This is a genomic window from Streptomyces albidicamelliae (assembly GCF_025642175.1).
GTDB lineage: Bacteria > Actinomycetota > Actinomycetes > Streptomycetales > Streptomycetaceae > Streptomyces > Streptomyces albidocamelliae.
On the sequence record NZ_CP106795.1, the window covers coordinates 450,548 to 471,542 of the forward strand.

Genomic DNA, 20,995 nt, shown 5'->3' on the forward strand with positions numbered 1-20,995 from the left:
ATGCTCGCGGTCACCGGACTGTGCAAGACCTTCCCCGGCGTGCGGGCGCTGTCCGACGTGGACTTCACCGCCCGCGCCGGGGAGGTGCACGCCCTCGTCGGCGAGAACGGCGCCGGCAAGTCCACCCTGATCAAGGTCCTCACCGGCGTCCATCAGCCCGACGCCGGTGAGGTCACCTACGACGGCTCCCCGGTCCGATTCACCACTCCCCTGCAGGCGCAGCAGGCGGGCATCTCCACCATCTACCAGGAGGTCAACCTCGTCCCGCTGATGAGCGTGGCCCGCAACCTCCTGCTCGGCCGCGAGCCGCGCAACTGGCTGCGCCTGATCGACTTCGGCCGTATGCACCGCGAGGCGGACGAGACCCTGCGCGGGCTCGGCATCCGGGTGGACGTACGCCGTCCTCTGCGGGAACTCGGCGTAGGCGCCCAGCAGATGGTCGCTCTCGCCCGGGCCGTGGCCATCGACGCCCGAGTCGTGATCATGGACGAGCCCACCTCGTCGCTGGAGCCCCGCGAGGTGCGGACGCTGTTCGAGGTGATCCGCACCCTGCGCGAGCGCGGTATCGCGGTCGTCTACGTCAGCCACCGCATGGACGAGCTGTACGAGATCTGCGACGCGGTCACCGTCCTGCGCGACGGCCGGGTCGCGCACACCGGCCGGCTCGCCGACCTCGACCGGCTGCGTCTGGTGGGGCTGATGCTCGGGCGGGAGATCGGCGAGGTACGCCGCGAGGGCCTGACGAAGTTCAGCGGGTCCCACGAGACCGCCGCCGAACCGGTGCTGACCGCCGAGGGGGTTGACGGCGCGTCACCGGCTGCGGAACGTCTCGCTGTCGCTGCGCCCCGGAGAGGTGGTCGGGCTCGGCGGGCTGCTCGGCTCCGGGCGCAGCGAGACCGCCAAGGCCATCGCGGGTGCCCTGCCCGTCGACGGCGGCCGGGTCGTGGTGGCGGGCGCGCCGGTGCGCGCGGGGTCCACGCCGGCGGCGATCCGGGCCGGAATCAGCCTGCTGCCCGAGGACCGCAAGACCGAGGGCATCGTGCCGGGCCTGTCGGTGCGGGAGAACATCGCGCTCGCCGCACTGCCGGGGCTGTCGCGGTTCGGGCTGGTGGACGACGCACGGATCGACCGCGTCGTGGACACGTTCATGAAACGGCTGCGCATCAAGGCCTCCAGCCCGCACCAGAAGGTCGGTGAACTGTCGGGCGGCAACCAGCAGAAGGTGCTCCTGGCGCGCTGGCTCGCGCTGCACCCCAAGGTGCTGCTGCTGGACGAGCCCACGCGCGGGATCGACGTGGGAGCCAAGGCGGAGGTGCAGGCCCTCGTCGACGAACTCGCCGACGAGGGCCTGGCCGTGCTGCTGATCTCCTCGGACACCGAGGAGCTGATCGAGGGCAGTGACCGCGTGGTCGTCCTCCGGGACGGTGCGGTGGTGCGGGAACTCACCGGTGACGACGTCACCGAGGACGAACTGCTGCGTGCGATCGCCGACGTACCCGAAGGAGCAGCCCGTGACTGACCTGAGCCTCGCGCGCGGCACGGTGGACCGCGACCGGGCGCTGCGCCTGCTGCAGAACTACGGCGTCTACGGCGGAGTCGTGGTGCTCCTGCTGTTCAACTTCGCCTTCACGCCGCACTTCGCCTCCGCCGAGAACTTCCGCACCCAGGCCGTACAGGTCGCCCCCGTGCTGATCGTCGCCCTGGGCATGGCCCTCGCGATCGGCACCGAGGGAGTGGATCTGTCCGTCGGTTCGGTCATGGCCCTGTCCACCTCGCTGCTGTCGCTCTACCTCGGCTACGGGCCGTGGCTCGCCACGCTGATCGCCGTACTCGGGGGGATGCTGGTCGGGGTGGCCAACGGGGCGCTGATCGCCTTCATGGGTGTGCAGCCCATCGTGGCCACGCTCGCCCTGATGGTCGGGGCCCGCGGTCTCGCCCTGGTCCTGCTCCCCCGGCTCAAGGACGTCCACGACCCCGGCATGGCGGCTCTCGGCTCCGGTGACGTGCTGGGCGTCCCGTACCTGGTCCTGATCGCGGCCGTGCTCGCGCTGCTCGTGGCGTTCGCCGTCAAACGCTCCACGTTCGGCCGCCAGTTGCTCGCCATCGGCGACAGCCGGCCGGCGGCGCGCCTCGCGGGACTGCCCGTGCGACGGGTCCTCGTCGTCGTCTACGTCTCCTCGGGCGCCCTGGCGGCGGTCGCGGGTGTCCTGGCCACGGCCCGGCTCACCGCGAGCGACCCCACCTCCCTGGGCACGCTGATGGAGCTGTCCGCCATCACCGCGGTGGTCGTCGGCGGGACCCCGCTCAGCGGCGGCCGGGTCCGGATCGGCGGCACGGTCGCGGGTGCGCTGCTGATCCAGCTGCTCACCACCACGCTCATCAAGCACGACCTGCCGCCGTCGTGGACACAGATCGCGCAGGCCGTGGTGATCGTCGGTGCCGTCTACGCGGCGCGCGAACGGAGGATGCGATGACCCCCGACACCGGGGAAGCAGCCATGGGAACCACGACCGCCGCCGTCACCCAGGACGCGCCGCCCGGTGCCACCCGGTCCGAGCGTCTGAGCGCGCTCGCCCAGCAGCACGGCGCGCTGGTCACCCTGGTGATCGCCATGGTGGCCGCGTCGCTCGGCTTCGACACCTTCCTGACCGGCGACAACCTGGCGAACATGGCGCTGTCGTCGGCCTTCCTGGCGGTCGTCGCCCTCGGCATGACCTTCGTCATCGTCACCGGCGGGATCGACCTGTCCGTCGGCTCCCTCTTCGCCCTGGGTGGTGTCCTCGCCGCGTGGGGGTCGCAGTACGGCACCGCGGTGGCGCTGCTGCTGCCGCTCGCGGTCTGCGGGCTCGTCGGACTGGTGAACGGGCTGCTGATCGCGCGCTCCGGGCTTGCTCCCTTCATCGTGACCCTGGCCGCCATGCTCGGGGCGCGCGGCGTGCTGCTCGCGCTGACCGACGAGGGCTCACGCACCTATCTCGTGGACACGGACTCGTTCTTCGCGCGGCTCGGCCAGGGCTCCCTGCTCGGGGTCGGCGTGCCGGTGTGGATCACCGTGGCGCTGTTCGTGGCGGGCTCCGTGGTGCTCCGGCGCAGCCGCTTCGGCCAGTACGTGTACGCGGTGGGCGGCAACGAGGACGCGGCCGCCCTGATGGGTGCGCCGGTGGCCCGGACGAAGGTCGCGGTGTACACCCTGTCGGGGCTGTGCGCGGGTCTCGCCGGTGCGCTGAACGCCGCGTGGCTCGTGTCGGGGGTGACCATCCTCGGCTCCGGCATGGAGCTGGAGGCCATCTCGGCCGTGGTCATCGGAGGCACGCTGCTCACCGGCGGCTTCGGTTTCATCAGCGGCTCGCTGGTGGGGGTGGCCCTGCTGAAGGTGATCCAGAACGTCATCAACCAGATCGGCTCGCTGGACTCCGCCTACCAACAGGTGGTCAGCGGGGCCTTCCTGGCGGCCGTGGTCGTCGCCCAGACCTGGCTGGGGCGCCGGCAGCGGGTGCTGTGACCGGACGCTGTCGTGTGGCCGCGGTGTCCAACCGGGTGAAAGGTGAGTCACGGACGAACCCTCCGCACTCCGGAGGGCGTCGTTCCGGTCATGGATGTGATTCACGAGGTGCACGTGGCGGAGCCCGGCCTGGTGGTGGTCGACATCGCGGCCGCCGACGACCGGACCGCGTTCGCCTTCCAGGCGGTCCTGGCCTCGCTGTGGGCCGTCACCGCCGTCGAACGCGCGAGCCGGGGGCCCGGCCAGGCGGGCGTCCGGCTGCGCTGCTACCTGGACATGCGCCAGCCGCTCACGTCGTGACGGCCGGGCCGGCGGACCGGCGCACGGATCGGCACGCGGCGGGTGCCCCGGGGTCGGCCCGGGGCACCCCTCGCGGCAGCCGCTTCCCTGTACCGCGACGACGCCCTGTGTGACCGGCGCCGAGCACCCAGGGTCCCGCATCGCACGGCCGTACGGACACCGTTCGCCCCGCCGGGTCACCGGTTCGTAAGGCGGGCGGTCGCTCCGGCGACCCGTCACGGCCTCACCGCTGCGCGTCCGGCACCCACCCGGGCGGGCCGAACAGATAGCCGGCGCGGTCGCGCCAGCGGCGGGCCGTGCGGACGTCGCTCCAGGCCGCGGCGAACTCGTGGAAGGCGACTCGCAGGGGGTTGTAGGTGTCGATGTTCTTCGTGAGCCCGTACACCACGCGCTCGCCCTCGGGTTCGAAGGTCCCGAAGAGCCGGTCCCAGAGGATGAGGATGCCGCCGTAGTTGCGGTCCAGATAGGCGTTGTTGGAGCCGTGGTGGACACGGTGGTGGGAGGGCGTGTTGAAGAACCACTCCACCGGGCGCCACAGCCTGTCCACCCGCTCGGTGTGCAGGAAGAACTGGTAGACCAGGCTGAAGGCCTGCTGGAGCAGGATCATCCAGGGTGGGATGCCGAGCAGCGCCAGGGGCAGCCAGAACGGCAGGCCGGTCATCGGAGTCCAGCTCTGGCGCAGGGCGGTGGAGAGGTTGAAGCGGACGCTGGAGTGGTGCACCACATGGCTCGCCCACAGCACCCGCACCCGGTGGTGGGCGCGGTGGAAGGCGTAGTACGCCAGATCGTCGGCGAGGAACAGCAGCAGCCAGGTCCATGCCGAGGACGCGGACAGGTGCCAGGGGGCGACGGTGAACAGGGCCGCGTACAGGACGAGCGTCACGACCTTCCACGGCACCGCGACGACCTGGCTCCCGGCGCCCATGGACATGCTGGTGACGGTGTCCCGCAGCTCGTACCCGCGTTCGTCGTCGTCCGGCAGGAAACGGTAGGAGAGCGCCTCCACGACCACCAGCAGCACGAACGCCGGTATCGCGTAGACCACGGCGGGGATCATGTCAGCGCACCACCTTCCGGGGCGTCGCGGGCACGCTGCGGGACAGCAGCTCGCGTGCCAGTCTCTCGGCCGCCTCGGACCGGCGTGCCGCGATGAGTTCGGCGAGCCGCACGTGCGTCTCCACGTCGAGCAGTTCGGCGGTCCGCAGGTCGTCCGGTACGTCGGCGACCGGGAGCGTGCCGTCCACGAGACTGTTGAACGCCAGGAGGTAGGCGAGGTTCGCGGACCCCTCCACGATCAGCCGCCACCAGGCGACGTCCGCCAGGCCGAGGTCCGCCAGATCGGGTCCGCTGCGCGCGTACCGCCACGCCGCCTCGACGATCTCCTCGGCGGCCGGCTCCGAGCACCGGATCGCGCACAGCCGGGCGGCGTCCGCGCCGATGCAGGCCCGCATCTCCAGGGCGTCGCGTGCCAGGTCCGCGACCGAGGGTCCGCCGTCGGAGGCGGCGATCCCGACGGCGAGCTCGAGGCCGGCACTGCGCCGCCAGTCCAGGACGAGCGTGCGACCACCATGGCTGACCTCGACCAGCCGGGCCTGCTGCAGCCGTTTGACGGCCTCGCGGACCGCGTGCCGGTTCACCCCGAACTCGGCCGCCAGGTCACGTTCGGCGGTGAGGGCGGACCCCGGGGGCAGGCCACCACCGAGGATCCTGTCGCGCAGCACGGCGAAGAGCTGGTCCGAGACCGCCTCGCGCCGGATGTGTCGCTCGGTCATGACGCACAGGGTGGCCGGAGGTGGGTCACTGGTCAACTGGTTGGACCAGATTCCCGACGATCGCCGGCGGCACTCCCTGCGACTCGACGGCGATCACGGCCGCCCCGCATCCCCCCGCCACCCGAGTGGCGCAGCGGGCGGGCATACGGTGAGAAGCGCGGCCGCGCCTGGTACGGGCGTCCTCCTCGGGGAAGCACTAGCACCATGAGGCTGATCAGGAGGTACGGCGGCGACGGGCGGCGGACGGGGTCCTGGCCGTACTTCGCCGTCACCGGCGTGGCCGTCGCCGCCGCCGCCCTCGCGAGTGCGCGAGCCGTCGACGCCGACGGCGACTGGTACCGGTCCCTGCGCAAGCCCCTGTGGGAACCTCCACCCCGGGCCTTCGGTGCCGTCTGGACACCGTTGTACGCGACGATCGCCTACGCGGGCGGCCGTGCGCTGGCCACCGCCCCCAACCGGCGGGAACGCGGGCTGCTGGCCGCGAGCCTGGCCGCCAACCTCACCCTGAACGCGGGGTGGAGCCGGCTGTTCTTCGGCCTGCGCAGCACCAGGGCCGGCTTGGCCGGCACCGTACTGCTCGACGTCAGCAACGGGGAACTCATCCGCCGCGTGGCACGAACCGACCGGACGGCGGCCGCCGCGCTGCTCCCCTACGCGACGTGGTGTGCCTTCGCCACGGCGCTGAACGCCTCCATCGTCCGCCAGAACTGAAGGCCGCCCGATCGCGCGGGGCACCTCGGTCCGGCGCTTTTCGGCCAGGAGAGGCAGCGATCGTCCCGGACCCGGCGACGAGAGCCCGGCGGGAGGCTGTGGCAGCCTGGCAGGAGGGACGAGACCCACGCCAGGAGGAGGAGTTCGATGCGAGGGGCCTACCAGGAGGAGCTGGCCTCGCTCGCCGCCGGCCTCATGGAGATGAGCCGCCTGGTCGGCTCGGCGATCGGCCGCGCCACCACCGCCCTCCTCGACGCGGACCTCACCCTCGCCGAGAGCGTCATCTCCGGCGACACCGAGGTCGACGACCTGCAGCGGGACCTCGAAGATCGTGCCATCGCCGTGCTGGCGCGGCAGCAACCGGTCGCGACGGACCTGCGGACCGTCGTCACCTCCCTGCGCATGAGCGCGGACCTCGAACGCTGTGGGGACCTCGCCGCGCACGTGGCGAAGCTCGCCCGGCGGCGCTACCCCGACCGTGCCGTGCCCGGAGACCTGCACCGCACCGTCCTGGAGATGGGGCAGCTCGCCCAGCGGCTCATGGCTCAGGCCGCCGAAACGCTCCTCACCCTGGACGTGGAGGCCGCCCTCCGGTTGGAGCAGGAGGACGACCGGATGGACGAGCTGCACCGCATGATCTTCCAGCACCTGCTGGACGACCGGTGGCAGCACGGCGTGGAAACGGCCGTCGACGTCACGCTGGTCGGCCGCTACTACGAACGCTTCGCCGACCACGCCGTCTCGTTCGCACGCCGCGTGGTGTACCTGGTCACCGGCGAGCACGCCGACGAGTACGTCCCCGACATCGAGCCCGACTGACCGCCCTGCCGGGGCTGATCATCGCCGCGATCGGACCGGTCGTCCACCTCCCGGCCGGCAGCGACAGCGTCACGGCCGACCAGGAAGCCGTCGACGCGTCATCCGCCGAGTGGGCCGACACCCTCGGCCACGAAGCCGATCAGTCCGCGCGGGACGCCAGGTTCGAGGCCGAGCAGGACAAGCGGATCGCCGAGGAGGAGCAGACCTTCGGCAGGGTGCTCATCGGTATCGGCGCCGTGGTGTTCGCCGCCCGGTGGGCCGTACGCGCCGCGGCCGGTGCCACCGTCAAGCCGGCGCCGCCCATGCCCGCACGGTCCGGCGGCTACCTCTGCCACGGACCGGTGACCGCGAAAGTGGTGCCGGGCGTATAGCAGTTGACGTACATCGTCCGCCCGTCCGGGGCGAAGGTGACGCCGGCGAACTCGCCCCACTCGGGCTTGTCCGGGGTCCCGATGTTCTGGCGGCCCCGGGCCATCGCGTACACCTCGCCCCTACGGGTCACGCCGAAGACGTGCTGGGCGCCGTTGCCGTCCTCGCAGACCATCAGGCCGCCGCCCGGGGCGAGACAGATGTTGTCCGGGGACTCCCCCGGCAGCTGCACATCGGTGTCCGGGCCGAACACGACGACCAGGGTCAGCCGGCGGCGCGCCGGGTCGTAGCGCCAGATCTGCCCGTAGTGGTCGGCGGTGGAGCCGTCCGCGCTGCGGGCGAAGGACGACACGAAGTAGACGCAACTGCCGCCCCAGTAGCAGCCCTCCAGCTTCTGCGCGTGGGTGATGCCCCCGGGGCCGTAGTCCTGCAGCCGGGTCGGGGTGGAGGCGGCGAGCGGGTCGGGTACGTCCACCCACTCGATGCCGTCGAAGCGCGCGCCCGTCTCCTGGACCGTCGACAGGTCCGGAACGCCCGGCACGCGCATCGCCTGGAGCCGGCCGCCCGCGCGGAGCGATCCGACTCCGCCCAGCGGCTTGGCGGGGAGGAAGCGGTAGAAGAGACCGAAGGGTTTCTCGAAGGCGTCCTCCGTCTCGTAGACCACGCCCTTGTGGGGGTCGACGGCGATGGCCTCGTGCTGGAAGCGACCCATCGCCGTGAGCGGTACGGCGCCGGTGCGGAGCGGGTCGGTGGGGTGGACCTCGAAGATGAAGCCGTGGTCCTTGGTGTAGCCGTTGGTGCCCGCCCGGTCCTCGGTCTCCTCGCAGGTGAGCCAGGTGTTCCAAGGTGTGCGTCCACCGGCGCAGTTGACGGCCGTACCGGCGATGGCGACCCGTTCGGACAGCACGTGCCGGTCCGCGTCGAGGGTCAGGGCCGTACAGCCGCCCTTGCCGGCCGGGTCGTAGGTGAGACCGTCGACCGTGGGGACCGCGATCGCCGCGGTGACGCGGTTCTCGTGGTTGCGGACGAGGTGGGTACGGCCCCCGCCGCCGGCGAACGCGGCCATGCCGTCGTGGTTGGAGGGGACGCGGCCCTCTCCCGAGCGGAGCCGGTCGCCCTCGCGGGAGAGCACGCGGTAGCGGAATCCTTTCGGCAGGTCGAGCAGGCCGTTCGGATCGGGGACGAGCGGACCGTAGCCGGTGTGGCCGAGGCCGTGCGCGGCGGCGGTACCCGCGAACAGCTCGGACAGGGCGCCGGTGAAGGCGATCCCCGCCCCCAAGGCCCCGGTGCCGGCGAGGACCTGACGTCGTGTTGCGGACATGCGGCAGCAACCTTCCTGCTGGCGGACAGGAACTGTGACCCCGCCGTGTCTACCATCTGCCACGGACCACGGGAACCACGCGCGTAGCGTGTGTCACGGGTGACCGGGGCGGGCACCGGGCACGGGCGAATCGCCTGAGCGGCCCGCCGCACGCCGCCCTCGGTGCGCGACCGGCCCTACGGGATCAGCAGGACCGGCCCGTTGTCCCCGCCCAGGTTCTCGCCGAACTCCGCTTTCGCGGACGGCGCCCCGAGGTCCACCGGGTTCTCTGCGAAGGCCCTCGCGGCCGTGAGGCCCGAAGTCGTGCCGCGCAGCAGCCACATGGCACCGCCGTTCACGACGGTGCCCAGGTCCTCGCCCGGCGCGCCCGCGGCCAGGTCCGCCTTCCTGTCCCCCGTGACGTCCAGCAGCCGTAGCGAACCGCCGAACAGGTCGCCCTTCTCCGCCGCCCCCGGCACACCCGGGGTGTCCTGGTGGAACGCCAGCGCGCCCGTGCCGGTCAGCCCGCTCCTTCCGCCCTTGAGCAGCACCACCGAGCCGGCCTTCGCCACCGTGCCGATCGCCTCGCCCGGGACGCCCACGGCGAGGTCCGCGTATCCGTCGCCGTTCGCGTCGCCCGCGCTCAGTCGCGCCCCGAACCGGTCGCCCTTCTCGCTCGTACCGGGCACGCCCGAGGTCTCCTGAGTGATGGTCCTCGTGCGGGTCGTGCTGGGACCGGTCGGCGAACCGTAGTAGATCTTGATCGTCCCGGGGTCCTCGTCCAGGTACGTCTCACCGTTCGGGTAGACCCGGGTGGCGAGATCGGCGTAGCCGTCCTTGTCGAAGTCGCCGACGGCGGTGGCGTTGGCGGAGTTCAGCCGTTGCGGGACGGTGGACAGGCCCTGTTTCGTGCCGAGCCACAGCTTGCCGCCCTCGGCGTGGTCCTCGTAGACGTAGAAGGTCGCGAGGTCGTCGACGCCGTCGCCGTTGAAGTCGCCGGCGGCGGTGGAGCAGATCGTGTTGTCCGTGCTGAACACGGTCAGCTGCTGCTCACGGGCCGGTGCTCCGTTGCGGCCGAACGGACCGTAGAGCACCGTCCGGACGTCGTAGTCCTCGCCGTCGCTCAGGAAGAGGTCCGTGTGGCCGTCGCCGTCGAAGTCGCCGGCGGTGATGTCCTGGCCGACGAACGCGTTGGCGGGTGCGGGGACACGGACGGCGCCGGTGCCGGACATCCCCGTGGTCCGGCCCCAGAGAATGATCACCGAACCGCCGATGTTGCCGGCCGGCTGGTACTCGTGCGTGGCGACGGCGAGGTCGGTGATGCCGTCGCCGTCCAGGTCGCGCGGGAACAACTCGTAGCCGAAGCCGCTGTTGTCCGCGGAGGTGCCGGGCACACCGGGGGTGTCCTGGGTGATGACCGTGGTGCGGGCCGGGCCGAGGCCGTTCGCCGAGCCGTAGCTGATCGCCAGGTAGCCGGCCCAGGTGTGACCGCCCACCTTGGCGGCGGGTGCGGCGACGGCCAGGTCCTGGAAACCGTCCCCGTTGAAGTCCTCGCGCACCGGGGCGGCCGCCTCCCCGGCGGATGCGGTGCCTGCGGCGAGCGGCACGGTGAACGCGCCGATCAGCGCGGCGGCTGCGGCGGTGGCGAGGGCCGGCCTGCGGATGCCCACGGTTCCTCCTGGGAGCACGAGTGGTGGCGAAGCGCGCGTACGCGGGTGAGCTTCGACGGTGAGACACCCGGGACGAACGGATGGTTGTGCGGTGAACGGCGGATGAACGAGGGGACGATCGCCGCTTCGGGGAGCCGTCCCACATCCCGATCCGGTCCTGCCCGCGCCTCCGTGTCCGCCGCTTCCGGTACGGTTACGGGGTTCGTGTCCGGTCAGGAGTCGAGGATCAGGGAGGTGAGGTTGATGACCGTGTGGATGGCCGCCGTGCGTGCCCGGGTCTCCCTCGCGTCCCGGGCCGTGGCCTGATCCTGTCCGCCCTCGCCGAGGGCGTGCGCTCGCGGGGAACCCACACGAACCCCTCCTGAAAAGGATCTCCCCTCGTCATGGGCAACACCTGGACCACGCGCGCCGAGACCGGCGCCGAAATCGCCGCCGTCCGCGCCATCAACCTCGCCGCCTTCCCCACCCCGGCGGAGGCCGATCTCGTCGACACCCTGCGCGCCGACCCGACCGCCTGGATCGACGGTCTCTCCCTCGTCGCCGTGGACGAGGCCGATCGCCCGGTCGGCCACGCCCTGCTGACCCGCTGCCACATCGACGCCGTACCCGCCCTGTGTCTGGCTCCGTGCGCCGTCCGCCCCGAGCATCAGCGCAGCGGCGCGGGTGCGGCGGCCGTCCGCGCCGCCCTGGCCGCGGCGAGGTCGGCGGGCGAACACCATGTGGTCGTCCTCGGGCACCCCGCCTACTACCCGCGGTTCGGCTTCACCCGCGCCTCCGCTCACGGCATCGGCCTGACCGTCGACGTCCCCGACGAGGCGCTGATGGCCCTCAGCCTGGACGACGGCCATCCGCTCCCCGGTGGAACCGTCCGCTACGCCGCTCCGTTCGGCATCTGACCCCACCGCTGCCGCGCGGGTACGTGGGGACACCCGCGCGGCGGCGGCGCGCAGGTCGGCCGGTCAGTCGGTGTGCGGCCGCGGCGGCGGGGTCATGGCCCAGCGGATGGTTCTGGTCAGCGCCTGGCCGGCGGGGCGTACCGCGAGGCCCTCGAGGACGGGGACGCGGGGCAGGAGCAGCATGCTCCGGGCCCAGGACGGGAGCAGTGCGACGGCGTTGGCGGCCAGGCCGGCGTAGAACGGCCGGGCCATGAGCGGGAGCGGCGGCTGGAGCAGCAGGAAGCGTGCCGCGGCACGGGCCTCGGCGGTGGCCCGCAGTTCGGGCCGGTAGGTGGCGAGGCTGTCCGTCAGGCCGCGGAGGTCGCGGGGCGGGTCGGCCACGCCGAGCGATTCGGCGATCCGCGCGGTGTCGGCGACGTAGGCGTCGCAGGCGGCGGTGTCGAGCGGGTGGGCCCCGTAGTGCTGGTGGGCGCGCAGGAAACTCTCGGTCTGGGCGGCGTGCACCCAGCCGAGCAGGTGGGAGTCGGCCGCGTGGTACGCCGACCCGTCGGCCGTCCGCCCGCGGATCCTGTCGTGGATCGCGCGGACGTGGTCGACCGCCCCTTGGGCGTCCTCGGCGGTGCCGTAGGTCGTCACGGCGAGGAAGGTGCTGGTGCGCTGCAGTCGTCCCCACGGGTCGCCCCGGTAGCCGGAGTGGGCGGCGACGGCGGCCATGGCGAGGGGGTGCAGGGACTGGAGCAGCAGGGCGCTGATCCCGCCGATGAACATCGACGCGTCGCCGTGGACCGTGCGGATCGGCCGGTCGGGGCCGAACCAGCGCGCTCCGGGGGTGCCGTGGATGCGGGCCCGGTTCACCGGCCCGTCGGGGCCCGCGACCCGGTGGAACAGGGCTCTGCCCAGGTGTTCCCGCATGTCCGTCAGCATGGTGGCCTCCCGTCCTGCCGACAGTGTCCTGCGCCGAGGCGTGTCCTGGGGAGCGGGCGGGCCGGCCGAGGACGCGGCCGGGGCGCCTGGGCCTCGTCACCCCGTCCCCCGGTAACCCCGTACCCCTGACGCACGTACTTCCTACGTCTTTGTCCTGTACGGCGTCGCCGTGGTCCGGCGGTGGGCCAGCCGGAGTGCCGCGCCCGACGCCAGGAGGACCGCGAGGGCCGCGTAGCCGTGGGTGAGCGTGGTGGACGTGGCGACGGCGGCCACCAGCAGCGGGCCGCCCGCGTCACCGAGTTCGCGGCCGAGTTCCGCCGCGCCCATCGTCTGGCCGAGCCGCGCGGCCGGGGTGGCGGTGGCCAGGGAGGCGAAGCCGAGCGGGGTGATCAGGCCGGTGCCGGCGCCGATCAGGGCGGCTGCCAGGAGCACTCCGGTCAGGCCGGGCAGCGTGGCGCAGGCCAGGCCGGCGGAGGCGGTCAGCAGTCCGGCGGCCAGGCCGGAGCGGGTGGTCAGGCGTCCGTCGTCCAACGCCCGCCCGGCTCGGGGCTGCACCAGTGCCGCGCAGGCGGCGAGCACGGAGACGGCCGCGCCGGTGGCGACGGTGCCGAGTCCGGCGGCCCGTCCGGAGACGGGCAGGAACCCCACCCCGACCGACAGGGCGGCCGTCGCCGCGGCGAGGGCCGCGGTGGGGGCCAGGAAGGAGGGGTCGGCCAGACGGCGGGCCAGGTCGAACACGGTCTGCCGGGCCTTGGGCAGCGGGGGTACGACCGGGACGGCGAGCGCGGCCCACACGGCGACCGCGGCGCCGAGCACCGCGAGGACCGCGAACAGCAGCCGCAGGCCGCCGGCCCACACCAGGACGCCGCCGAGCAGGGGGCCGAGGGTGTAGCCGATGGACTTGTGGAAGCCGTAGCTGCCGAAGGCCCGGCCCTGCTTGGCGGCCGGGTTGAGCCGGGCGACCAGGGCGGAGGCGGACGGCGAGAACGCGGAGGCGGCGGCGCCCTGGCCGAGGCGGGCCGCCCACAGCCAGCCTGGGCTGTCGGCGACGGCGTACAGCGCGGAGGCCACGGCGAAGGCGATCAGCCCGCCGACCATGACGGGACGGGCCCCGACCCGGTCGGCGAGGGTGCCGAAGACCGGCTTGAGGACGACCTCGGCGCCGTCGTACAGGGCGAGGAGTCCGCCGAGGACCAGCAGCGAGGTGACCGCGTCGGTGGCGTCACCGCCGAGGCTGGCGGCGACGCCGTGCGCGCCGAACGCGGTGGTGAACCCGGCGGCGTACAGCGGCCACATCTGCCGGGGCGGCGCACCGGCAGCCCGCGCACCGGTCGAGGCGCTCACCGCTAGCGCTCCGGGGCCTGGTGCAGGACCGCGAGAACGCGCTCGGCGTAGTCCTCGCAGGCGGCGGCGGACTGCTCGAGCCGTTCGCCGGCCTCGGCCGCCTCGGGCCCGCCGAACACGTCGCGTGCGGTCAGGTCGCGGTGCCGACGCCGCAGCCGCTCCATCGACCGCTCCTCCTCCAGTTCGGCGAGGGTGAACTTCCGGGTCCGGATCTCCTTGGCCGGCTCGGCCTCGAACTTGCCGCAGTCGGCCAGGAACTCCGCCCGGTCCGCGGACCGCGCGGCGGTGAACACGGCCCGGAAGCGGACCGCGTCCTCGGGGCCGCGCCCGGCGGCGCTCAGGGTCGACACATTCGCGAATGTAGCGCGCATCGCATCGGCTCGGTCATCGAGGCGTGTACGCCGTCAGCCCGGTGCCGGGAAGCCGGTGCTTCTTCCAGTGGCGGGCGTAGTGGGGTGGCCCGGAGCGGGCCCTGGTGAGGGCGGCGGCGGGTACCCGGGCGGCCCGGTGCAGCAGGGCGTGCGCGCTGGTGTTGCGGTTGTTGCCGCCGACGTTCGCCGAGGCGCAGCCCGCGTAGTAGCCGACGGGCGGGGCGAGTTTGCCGCTGACCACGCACGGCGGGGTGAGTCCGAGGCGGCGCAGGTCGTGCGCGGCGGTGCGGTACTTGCCGGCGGTGGCGCGGGCGTCGGCCGCGTTGTGGTCGAGGACCGCGACTTGCGCGGACAGGTGCAGGGCGAGCAGGACGACCGCCGCTGCCGCGACCGGGCCACGCGCGCGCGGGGCGGGCGGACGGCCCGCAGCGCGCGTGCGGCCAGGGTGGCGAGCGGCAGGGCGAGCAGGGCGTAGGCCGGCAGCAGGAAGCGCGGTGCGGAGTAGTCGATGAGCAGCAGGTACGGAATGCTCAGCGCGGCGGCGCAGGCGACGGGCAGCAGGGTCACCGCCCGGTGCCGCCCGGTGCGTAGGGCCACTGCGCAGGCGATGAGGGCTAGGGCGGGCAGGGCCAGCCACCACAGGGTGAGTTCGGGGTGGCTGAGCCCCACGGTGCAGGGGCGGCACAGCAGCGGGCCGTTGAGGCTTCGCCAGGCCAGGCCGCCCGCCCAGTGGGTGCCCATGCCGCCCTCGGTGGCGCTGGAGGCGTGCAGCCGGGCGCCGATCCCGCCCCAGCGCACGTACGCCTCCATGACCCACTGGGCACTGCCCGCGGCGAGGCCGGCGGCCACGGCGAGAGCGCGGGCGCCGCGCGCCGCCGGGCGGGGACGAGCGCGCAGGCCGCGAGCAGGGGCAGGGCGAGCCAGACGCCGTCGGAGAAGCGGAAGCAGGTGGCGGTCGCGACCATGGCGCCCAGGCCGAACAGGTACCGTCGGCGCGCCCAGGAGCGTACGGCGCGCAGGAGACAGCCGACCGCCGCCACCGCGGACAGGGCCACCCACAGGTTGGGCATGTCCTGCGGCCCGTACAGCAGGGTGGTCCACAGGCCGGCGAACAGCAGCGCGGCGAGCGCGGTCCGCCTGGGGCCGGTCAGCGGCTGCCAGATGCGGTAGGCACCGTACAGGGCGGCCGCGGACAGCAGTGCCAGCACGATCCGGAGTGCGGTGGTGGAGCCGGTGACGGCCAGGACGGGGGCCGCCAGGAAGCTGATGCCGCGCGAGCGCGGGGCGCTGAAGTAGGCGGCCGGGTTGCGCGGGTCGACCTGGGAGAGGTAGACGGTCTCGTCCCAGCCGAGCCCCAGGTGCGGGACCACGAGGACGAGTTGGGCCAGGGCGTAGGCGGCGGCGACGAGGGCGAGCCACGGGATCGGGCGCGGCGGGCGGGCCCCGGCGGCGGGACGCGGCCGGGTGAGCGTGTCCAGGATGGTCATGCGGTGAGCACCCCGCTTCCCAGCAGGCCGAGCAGGAGCACGCCGACGGCGATCCGGTAGACGACGAAAGCGCTGAAGGTGTGCCGGGCGACGAATTTCAGGAGCCAGGCGATGGAGGCGTAGGCGACCACGAAGGACACGGCGGTGCCCACGGCGACCGGTAGCGGGCTCATCCCGGCCCCGAGCGCGTCCTTCAGTTCGTACAGGCCGGCGCCGGTCAGCGCCGGGATGCCGAGGAAGAACGACAGCCGGGTGGCCGCCACCCGGTCCAGGTCGAGGATCAGCCCGGTGGACATGGTCGCCCCGGAGCGGGAGAAGCCGGGGAGGAGCAGGGCGAGGATCTGCGAGGAGCCGACCAGCATCGCGTCCCTGGGGCCGGTGTCGTCCTCGCCGCGCTTGTGCCGGCCCAGCCGGTCGGCCACCCACATCAGACCGGATCCGGCGATCAGCGAGCCCGCCACCACCCACAGCGAGGCGAGCGGGCCGTCGATCAGCGGCTTGGCCGCCAGACCGACGGCCACGACGGGCAGGGTGGCGTAGACGACCCACCAGGCGAACTTGTAGTCGTGGCGCCGGCGCTGCTCGGGGTCGACTATGCCGCGGCCCCAGGCGGAGACGATCCGCGCGATGTCCTTGGAGAAGTACACCAGCACCGCGGCGATGGCGCCGACCTGGATCACCGCGGTGAACCCGACCACGGCCGCGTCGTCCACCGGGATGCCCATCAGCCCCTCGGTGATCTTCAGATGGCCGGTGGAGGAGACCGGGAGGAACTCGGTCACTCCCTCGACGATTCCCAGGACGGCTGCCTGGCCGATGCTGATCGCGCTCATGGAACCATTTCTGCGGTGGGCGGACGGATGCTGCTCGGGAGGGCACGGAAGGGGGCTCGTACCCAGCGGTGCGCGGTTCAGACGCCCTCGTCAGGGGTGTGATCAGCCACGCAGTCGGCGGAGGACGCGGCCGGCCCGGGCGCGCCAGCGGGCCTTGCCGCGCTGCCGGGCACGGGTCCGGCGCGAGGCGGTGAGCTCGGCGAACAGGTCCTCGTAGACGGCCGCGATGCGAGCCGGGTCGAAGCGGTGCGCGGCGGCGCGGGCGGCCTCGCCCATGCGCCGGCGGCCGGACTCGTCGGCGATGAGCTGGCACAGCTCGGCCGCCAGCGCGTGCTTGTCGCCCATCGGCACCAGACGGCCGTCGACGCCGTCGTCGATGATCTCGGCGGGACCGAGCGGGCAGTCGGTGGCGACCACCGGCACACCGCACCGCATCGCCTCGACCAGCGTCATCCCGAAGGACTCGGCGTCGGAGGCGGAGGCCACGATCGACGCCCGGGCGAACACCTCCTCGATGGGTGAGACCACTCCCATCAGAGCCGCCCGGCCCTCCAGTCCGTGCTCCTCGATCAGCCGGCGCAACCGGTCCTTGTCGGTGCCCGCGCCGTAGATGCGCAGGGACCAGTCCGGGAACTTGCCGGCGACCTCGCCGAAGGCCTCGACGAGCAGGTCGAACCGCTTGGCCGGCACCAGCCGGCCGGCCGCGGCGATGACCTTGGCGCTGCCGTCGGCCGGCGGGAGGCCGGGATCGGGCACGCAGTTGGGGACGGCAAGGGTCCGCACGCCGGGCAGCGGCATCCGGGACCGGTAGACGGCGGCGTCGGCCTCCGTGGTGGTGACCACCGCGTCCAGGTCGCGGTAGTGCCGGGCGAGCTGGGCGCGCAGCCTCTTGCTGTGGGAGTCGTGGGTGAGGTGTTCCTGCGCGATGCGCAGGGCGCGCGGCGAGCCGAAGCGGGCCAGGTAGACGTTGACACCGGGCCGCGTGCCGATCAGTACGTCCGCGTCGCTGGACCGCAGGTACTCCTCGGCGCGCTTGTCGGTGAGGCGGCTGTACTGCTTGTACCGCTTCTCGGCCGCCGGGAAGACCTCGGCCGGCTGGTGCAGCAGCGGATCGGCCGCGTCGGCGCCGTGCTCGCGGGTGTCGACCAGGGGCACCACCGTCACCCTCGGGTCGACCGCGAAGCGGGGGCGGGCGCGGTGGCGCAGCATGGAGACGATCGTGACTTGGTGCCGGCCCGCGAGTGCGGCGGCCAGGTTGAGCGTGGTGCGGACGGTGCCGCCTATCCCGTAGACGTTGTGGATCAAAAACGTGATCTTCACGCTGCTTCCTCCCCGTTGGGCTCCGTGGTCGGGTGGGCGCGGCGCCTGGAGCGGAGCATCTCCAGGGCCAGCGGCAGGAGGGACACGGCGACCAGCGCGCCGACCAGCGGCAGCAGGTAGTGGTCGACGTCGGGGACGCTGTTCCCCAGGGCGTAGCCGGCGAGCACCAGGCCCACCGTCCACACCAGTCCTCCGGTGATCTGCCAGAGGGCGAAGGTGCGCGGCGGCACCTGCGCGACGCCGGCCAGCGGGTTGAGCACGGTCCGTACCACCGGGATGAACCGGGCCAGCACGATCGCCTTGCCGTGGCCGTACCGGGCGAGCAGCGCCTCGGCCCTGGCCACGCCGTCCAGCAGGTGCTTGTTGCGGCTGCGCCCCAGCAGGGCCCGGCCGGCGCGGCGGCCGACCAGATATCCGGTCTGGGCGCCGAGCAGTGCCCCGGCCACGGCGGCTGCGAGCACGCCGGGCAGCGACAGGTGGACGCCCGAGGCCCTGGTGGTGCACAGCAGGCCCGCGGTGAACAGCAGTGAGTCGCCGGGCAGGAAGAACCCGATGAGCAGCCCGGTCTCGGCGAACAGCACCAGGAAGACGCCCGCGGCTCCGACGGTCGTGAGGAGCGAGGTGGCGTCGAGCACGTTCAGGGCCTGGGTCACCCGGCGGTCCTCTCCTGCCCGCGCTGTCCTTGGGACCTGAGCGCGTGGCACACTCGGAAGGCGGCAGCTTTTACACCGCCGTAGAAGTTCTACACGACTGTAAAAGATGAGGGAGGGATCGACAAACCCATGACCGCGGATGCCCACGAGCGAGTTCCCAAACGGGCCAACGGCGAGCGAGAGGCGGAGGTCCTCGACCTGCTGCTGCGCGCCGACGGCGCCCTGACCCCGGGCGAGGTGGCCGAGCGTCTCGGCGGTGAGCTGACGTACAGCAGCGTGGTGACGATCCTCACCCGGATGCACGCCAAGCAGCTGCTCGACCGCACCCGGCGCGGCCGCGCCTACGCGTACGCCCCCGTCACCGACGACCCCGGCTTCGCCGCCCGCCGCATGCGCACCGTCCTGGAGGAGCGACCCGACCGCGAGGCCGTCCTCGCCCGCTTCGCCGACAGCCTGTCCGCCAGGGACGCCGACCTGCTCCGCCAGCTGCTCGGCGCCGACCAGGACGAGGACCGGTAGGAAGAGCCCACCCGGATGCGCATCGCCGTCTACCTCCCGCTGCTGCTCCCGCTGCTCGCACCGCTCGGCGCGCGGACCCTCTCCGAGCGGTGCGAACCCCGCCTGGCCACCTGGCTGCTCACCGCCTCCGCCCTGGTGCTCGCCACGGCCAGCACCATCTCGCTGGGCCTGCTCGCCATCACGGGGCTCATCCGCGTGCCGGTGCTCGCGGGGCTCGGTCACTGGTCGTTGCACACGGCGCAGCACGACGACCCCACCGAGCTGTCGGTCGCCCTGGTCGCCGGCCTGCTGCTCGGCGGCGCCGCGCTCACCGCGGCACGCATGCTCTGGCGTCGCGCGCGTTCGCTGGCCACCGCCGCGCTGCAGGCGGCGTGCATGCCCGCGCCCGACGACGGCCTGGTCGTCGTCGAGGACGAGACCCCTGAGGCCTACGCGCTGCCCGGACTGCCCGGGCGTGTCGTCGTCTCCACCGGCATGCTCCACACCCTCAACACGTCCGAGCGCGGCATTCTGCTCGCTCACGAGCGCGCCCACCTGGCCGCGCACCACTATCTCTTCGTGGCGCTCGCCCAGTTGGGCGCCGCCGCCAATCCGCTGCTGCGCCCCCTGGCCACCGCCGTCACGTACACCATCGAGCGCTGGGCCGACGAACACGCGGGCACGGTCACCGGCGACCGCGTCCGCGTCGCCCGCACCGTGGGCAAGGCCGCGCTGGCCGCACACGACACGGTGGCCCGCGCCCCCGGAGCCGCCCTGGGCATCCTCGGCCGCCGCGGCCCGCTGGCCGGCGCCGGGCCCGTGCCCCGCCGGGTCGCCGCCCTGCTCGCCCCGCCCCTCGGCCGGCACCCCTGGCTCGCCGCCGCGACCGTGGCGATCCTCGCGGCCGCGACCCTGTCCACCGCCGAGGCGGCCCACGATCTGAACGCCCTGCTGGAGGCCGTGGGCGCGTCGTAGCCCGGTGGACGACGGGCATCGCGACACAGATCAGGGGTGACCCGGCGGGTTCTTCGCGGGGCGCACACGGGCTGCTATAGATGGCAGCGCCCTCGGCCGCGCCCGCCGCCGACCGCCCGTCGCCCGTCGCCCGTCGCCCGTCGCCCACCAGCAGAGACGTGGAGCAGTTCGTCATGACCACCTGCGAAGTCTTCGGCTGGGAGAACGGCAGCGCCGGCGGCTACTACCGGGTGCAGCTCCCCATGAGGAGCCTCGCCGGTCTCGGGCATGCCGTCGCCGGCGGTACGGCGCTTCCGGTCGACTGGCTTCGCGACCACCCGGACATGATCGTCGTCGGGCAGCGCGTCCTCGAACCCCGAGCCAGCCGGCTGTGGCAGGAGATGGCGGCGGCGGGACGCAGACTGATCTTCGAGATCGACGACGATCTGTGGAACGTCGACCGCTCCTCGCCCTTCTTCCACGGCCTCATGCAACGCGAGGACGTCCGCGAGAACCTGCGGCGCAACATCGAAGTCGCGCACGCGGTCACGGTCACCACGGAGCCGCTCGCCGACCGTGTGAGGACGATCAATCCCCGCGTTCACGTCATCCCCAACGCGGTTCCGGACTGGCTGCTCGATCACCGGCCGGCCCGGCGCACGGACGGGATCATCACCGTCGGCTGGGGCGGGGACGGTACCCACGCGATGGACTGGGAGGATCACGCCGAGCCGATCCGCGGCTTCTTCTCCCGGCATCCCCACACCGAGATGCACTGCATGGGCGCCGACTACGACCTCGGCCTCACTCCCGAGGGGCGCACCAGATTCACTCCGTGGATCCAAGGGGTCGAGCCCTATCTCCGCGCGGTCGACTATCACATCGGCATCGCGCCCCTGAGGAAACACGTCTTCAACCACAGCAAGTCCGCGCTCCGGACCCTCGAGTACGCCGCCCTGGGCATTCCGGTGGTCGCCTCCGCCGTCGGCCCCTACGCACGCCATGTCCGTGAGGAAGTCACCGGATACCTCGTGCGCCGCCCCCACGAGTGGGACGGGTTCCTGAACGTCCTCGCGAACGATGCCGATCTCCGCGACCGCATGGGTGCGGCGGCCAGAGAGCACGCCTCGGCGCATGCGAGCAGTCGTGTCGCCCCCCTGTGGGAGAAGGCGGTCTTCGGCTGATCGTGGCAGCGGCGGTCCGCGGGGGCGGTCGGCTCTCGTTTGTCGTGTTCCCGCCACTCATGGCACGATCTCGCTCCCGAGAGCGAGG

23 protein-coding genes and 1 pseudogene are annotated in these 20,995 nt (G+C 73.0%); 10 read left to right on the top strand and 14 right to left on the bottom strand.

The features are described 5' to 3' along the window. From N8I86_RS02205 to N8I86_RS02220, 4 genes and pseudogenes are all read left to right on the top strand, one after another. Positions 1-1,519 (top strand): annotated as a pseudogene (locus tag N8I86_RS02205) (sugar ABC transporter ATP-binding protein). Then, positions 1,512-2,474, top strand: a complete 963-nt coding sequence (locus N8I86_RS02210) for an ABC transporter permease (protein ID WP_263276925.1) — start codon at positions 1,512-1,514, stop codon at positions 2,472-2,474. The pseudogene N8I86_RS02205 and the gene N8I86_RS02210 overlap by 8 nt, the downstream one beginning before the upstream one ends. Before the next feature lie 23 nt (positions 2,475-2,497). Next, on the top strand, positions 2,498-3,502 hold the full coding sequence (locus N8I86_RS02215; RefSeq protein WP_263276926.1) for an ABC transporter permease: 1,005 nt from the start codon (positions 2,498-2,500) through the stop codon (positions 3,500-3,502). A 90-nt stretch (positions 3,503-3,592) separates the two neighbouring features. Continuing rightward, positions 3,593-3,802, top strand: a complete 210-nt coding sequence (locus N8I86_RS02220; protein WP_073896026.1) for a DUF6207 family protein — start codon at positions 3,593-3,595, stop codon at positions 3,800-3,802. Positions 3,803-4,025: 223 nt separating this feature from the next. Here N8I86_RS02220 and N8I86_RS02225 read toward each other — a convergent pair whose 3' ends face one another. Both N8I86_RS02225 and N8I86_RS02230 read right to left on the bottom strand, forming a co-directional pair. After that, the gene (locus N8I86_RS02225) at positions 4,026-4,859 is read right to left on the bottom strand and encodes a sterol desaturase family protein (RefSeq protein WP_263276927.1); all 834 of its coding nucleotides are present in this window, start codon (positions 4,857-4,859) and stop codon (positions 4,026-4,028) included. Between the two features lies 1 nt (position 4,860). Then, positions 4,861-5,574 (bottom strand): FadR/GntR family transcriptional regulator, encoded by a 714-nt coding sequence (locus tag N8I86_RS02230; protein ID WP_263276928.1) that lies wholly within the window; start codon positions 5,572-5,574, stop codon positions 4,861-4,863. Positions 5,575-5,778: 204 nt separating this feature from the next. Here N8I86_RS02230 and N8I86_RS02235 point away from each other — a divergent pair, with 204 nt between their 5' ends. Next, entirely contained in the window at positions 5,779-6,285 is a 507-nt protein-coding gene (locus tag N8I86_RS02235; protein ID WP_073896020.1) for a TspO/MBR family protein, read from the top strand. A 147-nt stretch (positions 6,286-6,432) separates the two neighbouring features. Then, positions 6,433-7,104 (top strand): phosphate signaling complex protein PhoU, encoded by a 672-nt coding sequence (phoU, locus tag N8I86_RS02240; RefSeq protein ID WP_073896018.1) that lies wholly within the window; start codon positions 6,433-6,435, stop codon positions 7,102-7,104. Positions 7,105-7,243: 139 nt separating this feature from the next. Here the strand turns inward: phoU and N8I86_RS02245 are convergent, their stop codons facing one another. The 4 genes from N8I86_RS02245 to N8I86_RS02260 form a co-directional block, all read right to left on the bottom strand. Continuing rightward, complete coding sequence (locus tag N8I86_RS02245) at positions 7,244-7,408, bottom strand: hypothetical protein (protein WP_263276929.1); 165 nt, start codon at positions 7,406-7,408, stop codon at positions 7,244-7,246. An 18-nt stretch (positions 7,409-7,426) separates the two neighbouring features. Beyond that, positions 7,427-8,794, bottom strand: a complete 1,368-nt coding sequence (locus N8I86_RS02250) for a PhoX family protein (protein ID WP_263276930.1) — start codon at positions 8,792-8,794, stop codon at positions 7,427-7,429. A 176-nt stretch (positions 8,795-8,970) separates the two neighbouring features. Continuing rightward, the gene (locus N8I86_RS02255) at positions 8,971-10,443 is read right to left on the bottom strand and encodes an FG-GAP-like repeat-containing protein (RefSeq protein ID WP_263276931.1); all 1,473 of its coding nucleotides are present in this window, start codon (positions 10,441-10,443) and stop codon (positions 8,971-8,973) included. Between the two features lie 212 nt (positions 10,444-10,655). After that, positions 10,656-10,793, bottom strand: a complete 138-nt coding sequence (locus N8I86_RS02260; RefSeq protein WP_158075346.1) for a hypothetical protein — start codon at positions 10,791-10,793, stop codon at positions 10,656-10,658. A 33-nt stretch (positions 10,794-10,826) separates the two neighbouring features. Between N8I86_RS02260 and N8I86_RS02265 the strand changes: the two genes are divergently transcribed. Then, positions 10,827-11,339, top strand: a complete 513-nt coding sequence (locus N8I86_RS02265; protein ID WP_263276932.1) for a GNAT family N-acetyltransferase — start codon at positions 10,827-10,829, stop codon at positions 11,337-11,339. 63 nt (positions 11,340-11,402) lie between these two features. On the opposite strand, the gene N8I86_RS02270 is transcribed toward N8I86_RS02265, so the two are convergent. The 8 genes from N8I86_RS02270 to N8I86_RS02305 form a co-directional block, all read right to left on the bottom strand. Beyond that, entirely contained in the window at positions 11,403-12,263 is an 861-nt protein-coding gene (locus N8I86_RS02270) for an oxygenase MpaB family protein (RefSeq protein WP_263276933.1), read from the bottom strand. A gap of 141 nt (positions 12,264-12,404) precedes the next feature. Beyond that, entirely contained in the window at positions 12,405-13,559 is a 1,155-nt protein-coding gene (locus tag N8I86_RS02275) for an MFS transporter (RefSeq protein ID WP_263280044.1), read from the bottom strand. A gap of 50 nt (positions 13,560-13,609) precedes the next feature. Beyond that, complete coding sequence (locus N8I86_RS02280) at positions 13,610-13,978, bottom strand: Chromate resistance protein ChrB (RefSeq protein WP_317633583.1); 369 nt, start codon at positions 13,976-13,978, stop codon at positions 13,610-13,612. Between the two features lie 13 nt (positions 13,979-13,991). Continuing rightward, positions 13,992-14,219: a hypothetical protein gene (locus tag N8I86_RS02285; protein WP_263276935.1), complete on the bottom strand. Its 228-nt coding sequence runs from the start codon at positions 14,217-14,219 to the stop codon at positions 13,992-13,994. Positions 14,220-14,592: 373 nt separating this feature from the next. Next, complete coding sequence (locus N8I86_RS02290; RefSeq protein ID WP_263276936.1) at positions 14,593-15,465, bottom strand: glycosyltransferase family 39 protein; 873 nt, start codon at positions 15,463-15,465, stop codon at positions 14,593-14,595. Further along, the gene (locus N8I86_RS02295; RefSeq protein WP_073895979.1) at positions 15,462-16,298 is read right to left on the bottom strand and encodes an undecaprenyl-diphosphate phosphatase; all 837 of its coding nucleotides are present in this window, start codon (positions 16,296-16,298) and stop codon (positions 15,462-15,464) included. Before N8I86_RS02295 ends, N8I86_RS02290 begins: the two co-directional genes overlap by 4 nt. Positions 16,299-16,400: 102 nt before the next feature. Further along, entirely contained in the window at positions 16,401-17,618 is a 1,218-nt protein-coding gene (locus tag N8I86_RS02300; RefSeq protein ID WP_263276937.1) for a glycosyltransferase family 4 protein, read from the bottom strand. Next, a complete protein-coding gene (locus N8I86_RS02305) occupies positions 17,615-18,271 on the bottom strand; it encodes a DedA family protein (RefSeq protein WP_241841094.1) in 657 nt (218 codons plus the stop codon). The genes N8I86_RS02300 and N8I86_RS02305 overlap by 4 nt, the downstream gene beginning before the upstream one ends. Before the next feature lie 129 nt (positions 18,272-18,400). On the opposite strand from N8I86_RS02305, the gene N8I86_RS02310 reads away from it, so the two are divergent. From N8I86_RS02310 to N8I86_RS02320, 3 genes are all read left to right on the top strand, one after another. Further along, entirely contained in the window at positions 18,401-18,790 is a 390-nt protein-coding gene (locus N8I86_RS02310) for a BlaI/MecI/CopY family transcriptional regulator (protein WP_073895975.1), read from the top strand. A gap of 15 nt (positions 18,791-18,805) precedes the next feature. Further along, complete coding sequence (locus N8I86_RS02315) at positions 18,806-19,744, top strand: M56 family metallopeptidase (RefSeq protein ID WP_073895973.1); 939 nt, start codon at positions 18,806-18,808, stop codon at positions 19,742-19,744. 173 nt (positions 19,745-19,917) lie between these two features. Further along, positions 19,918-20,907, top strand: coding sequence for a glycosyltransferase (locus tag N8I86_RS02320; protein ID WP_263276938.1), 990 nt, complete (start codon positions 19,918-19,920; stop codon positions 20,905-20,907). The last annotated feature ends 88 nt before the right edge of the window (positions 20,908-20,995 follow it).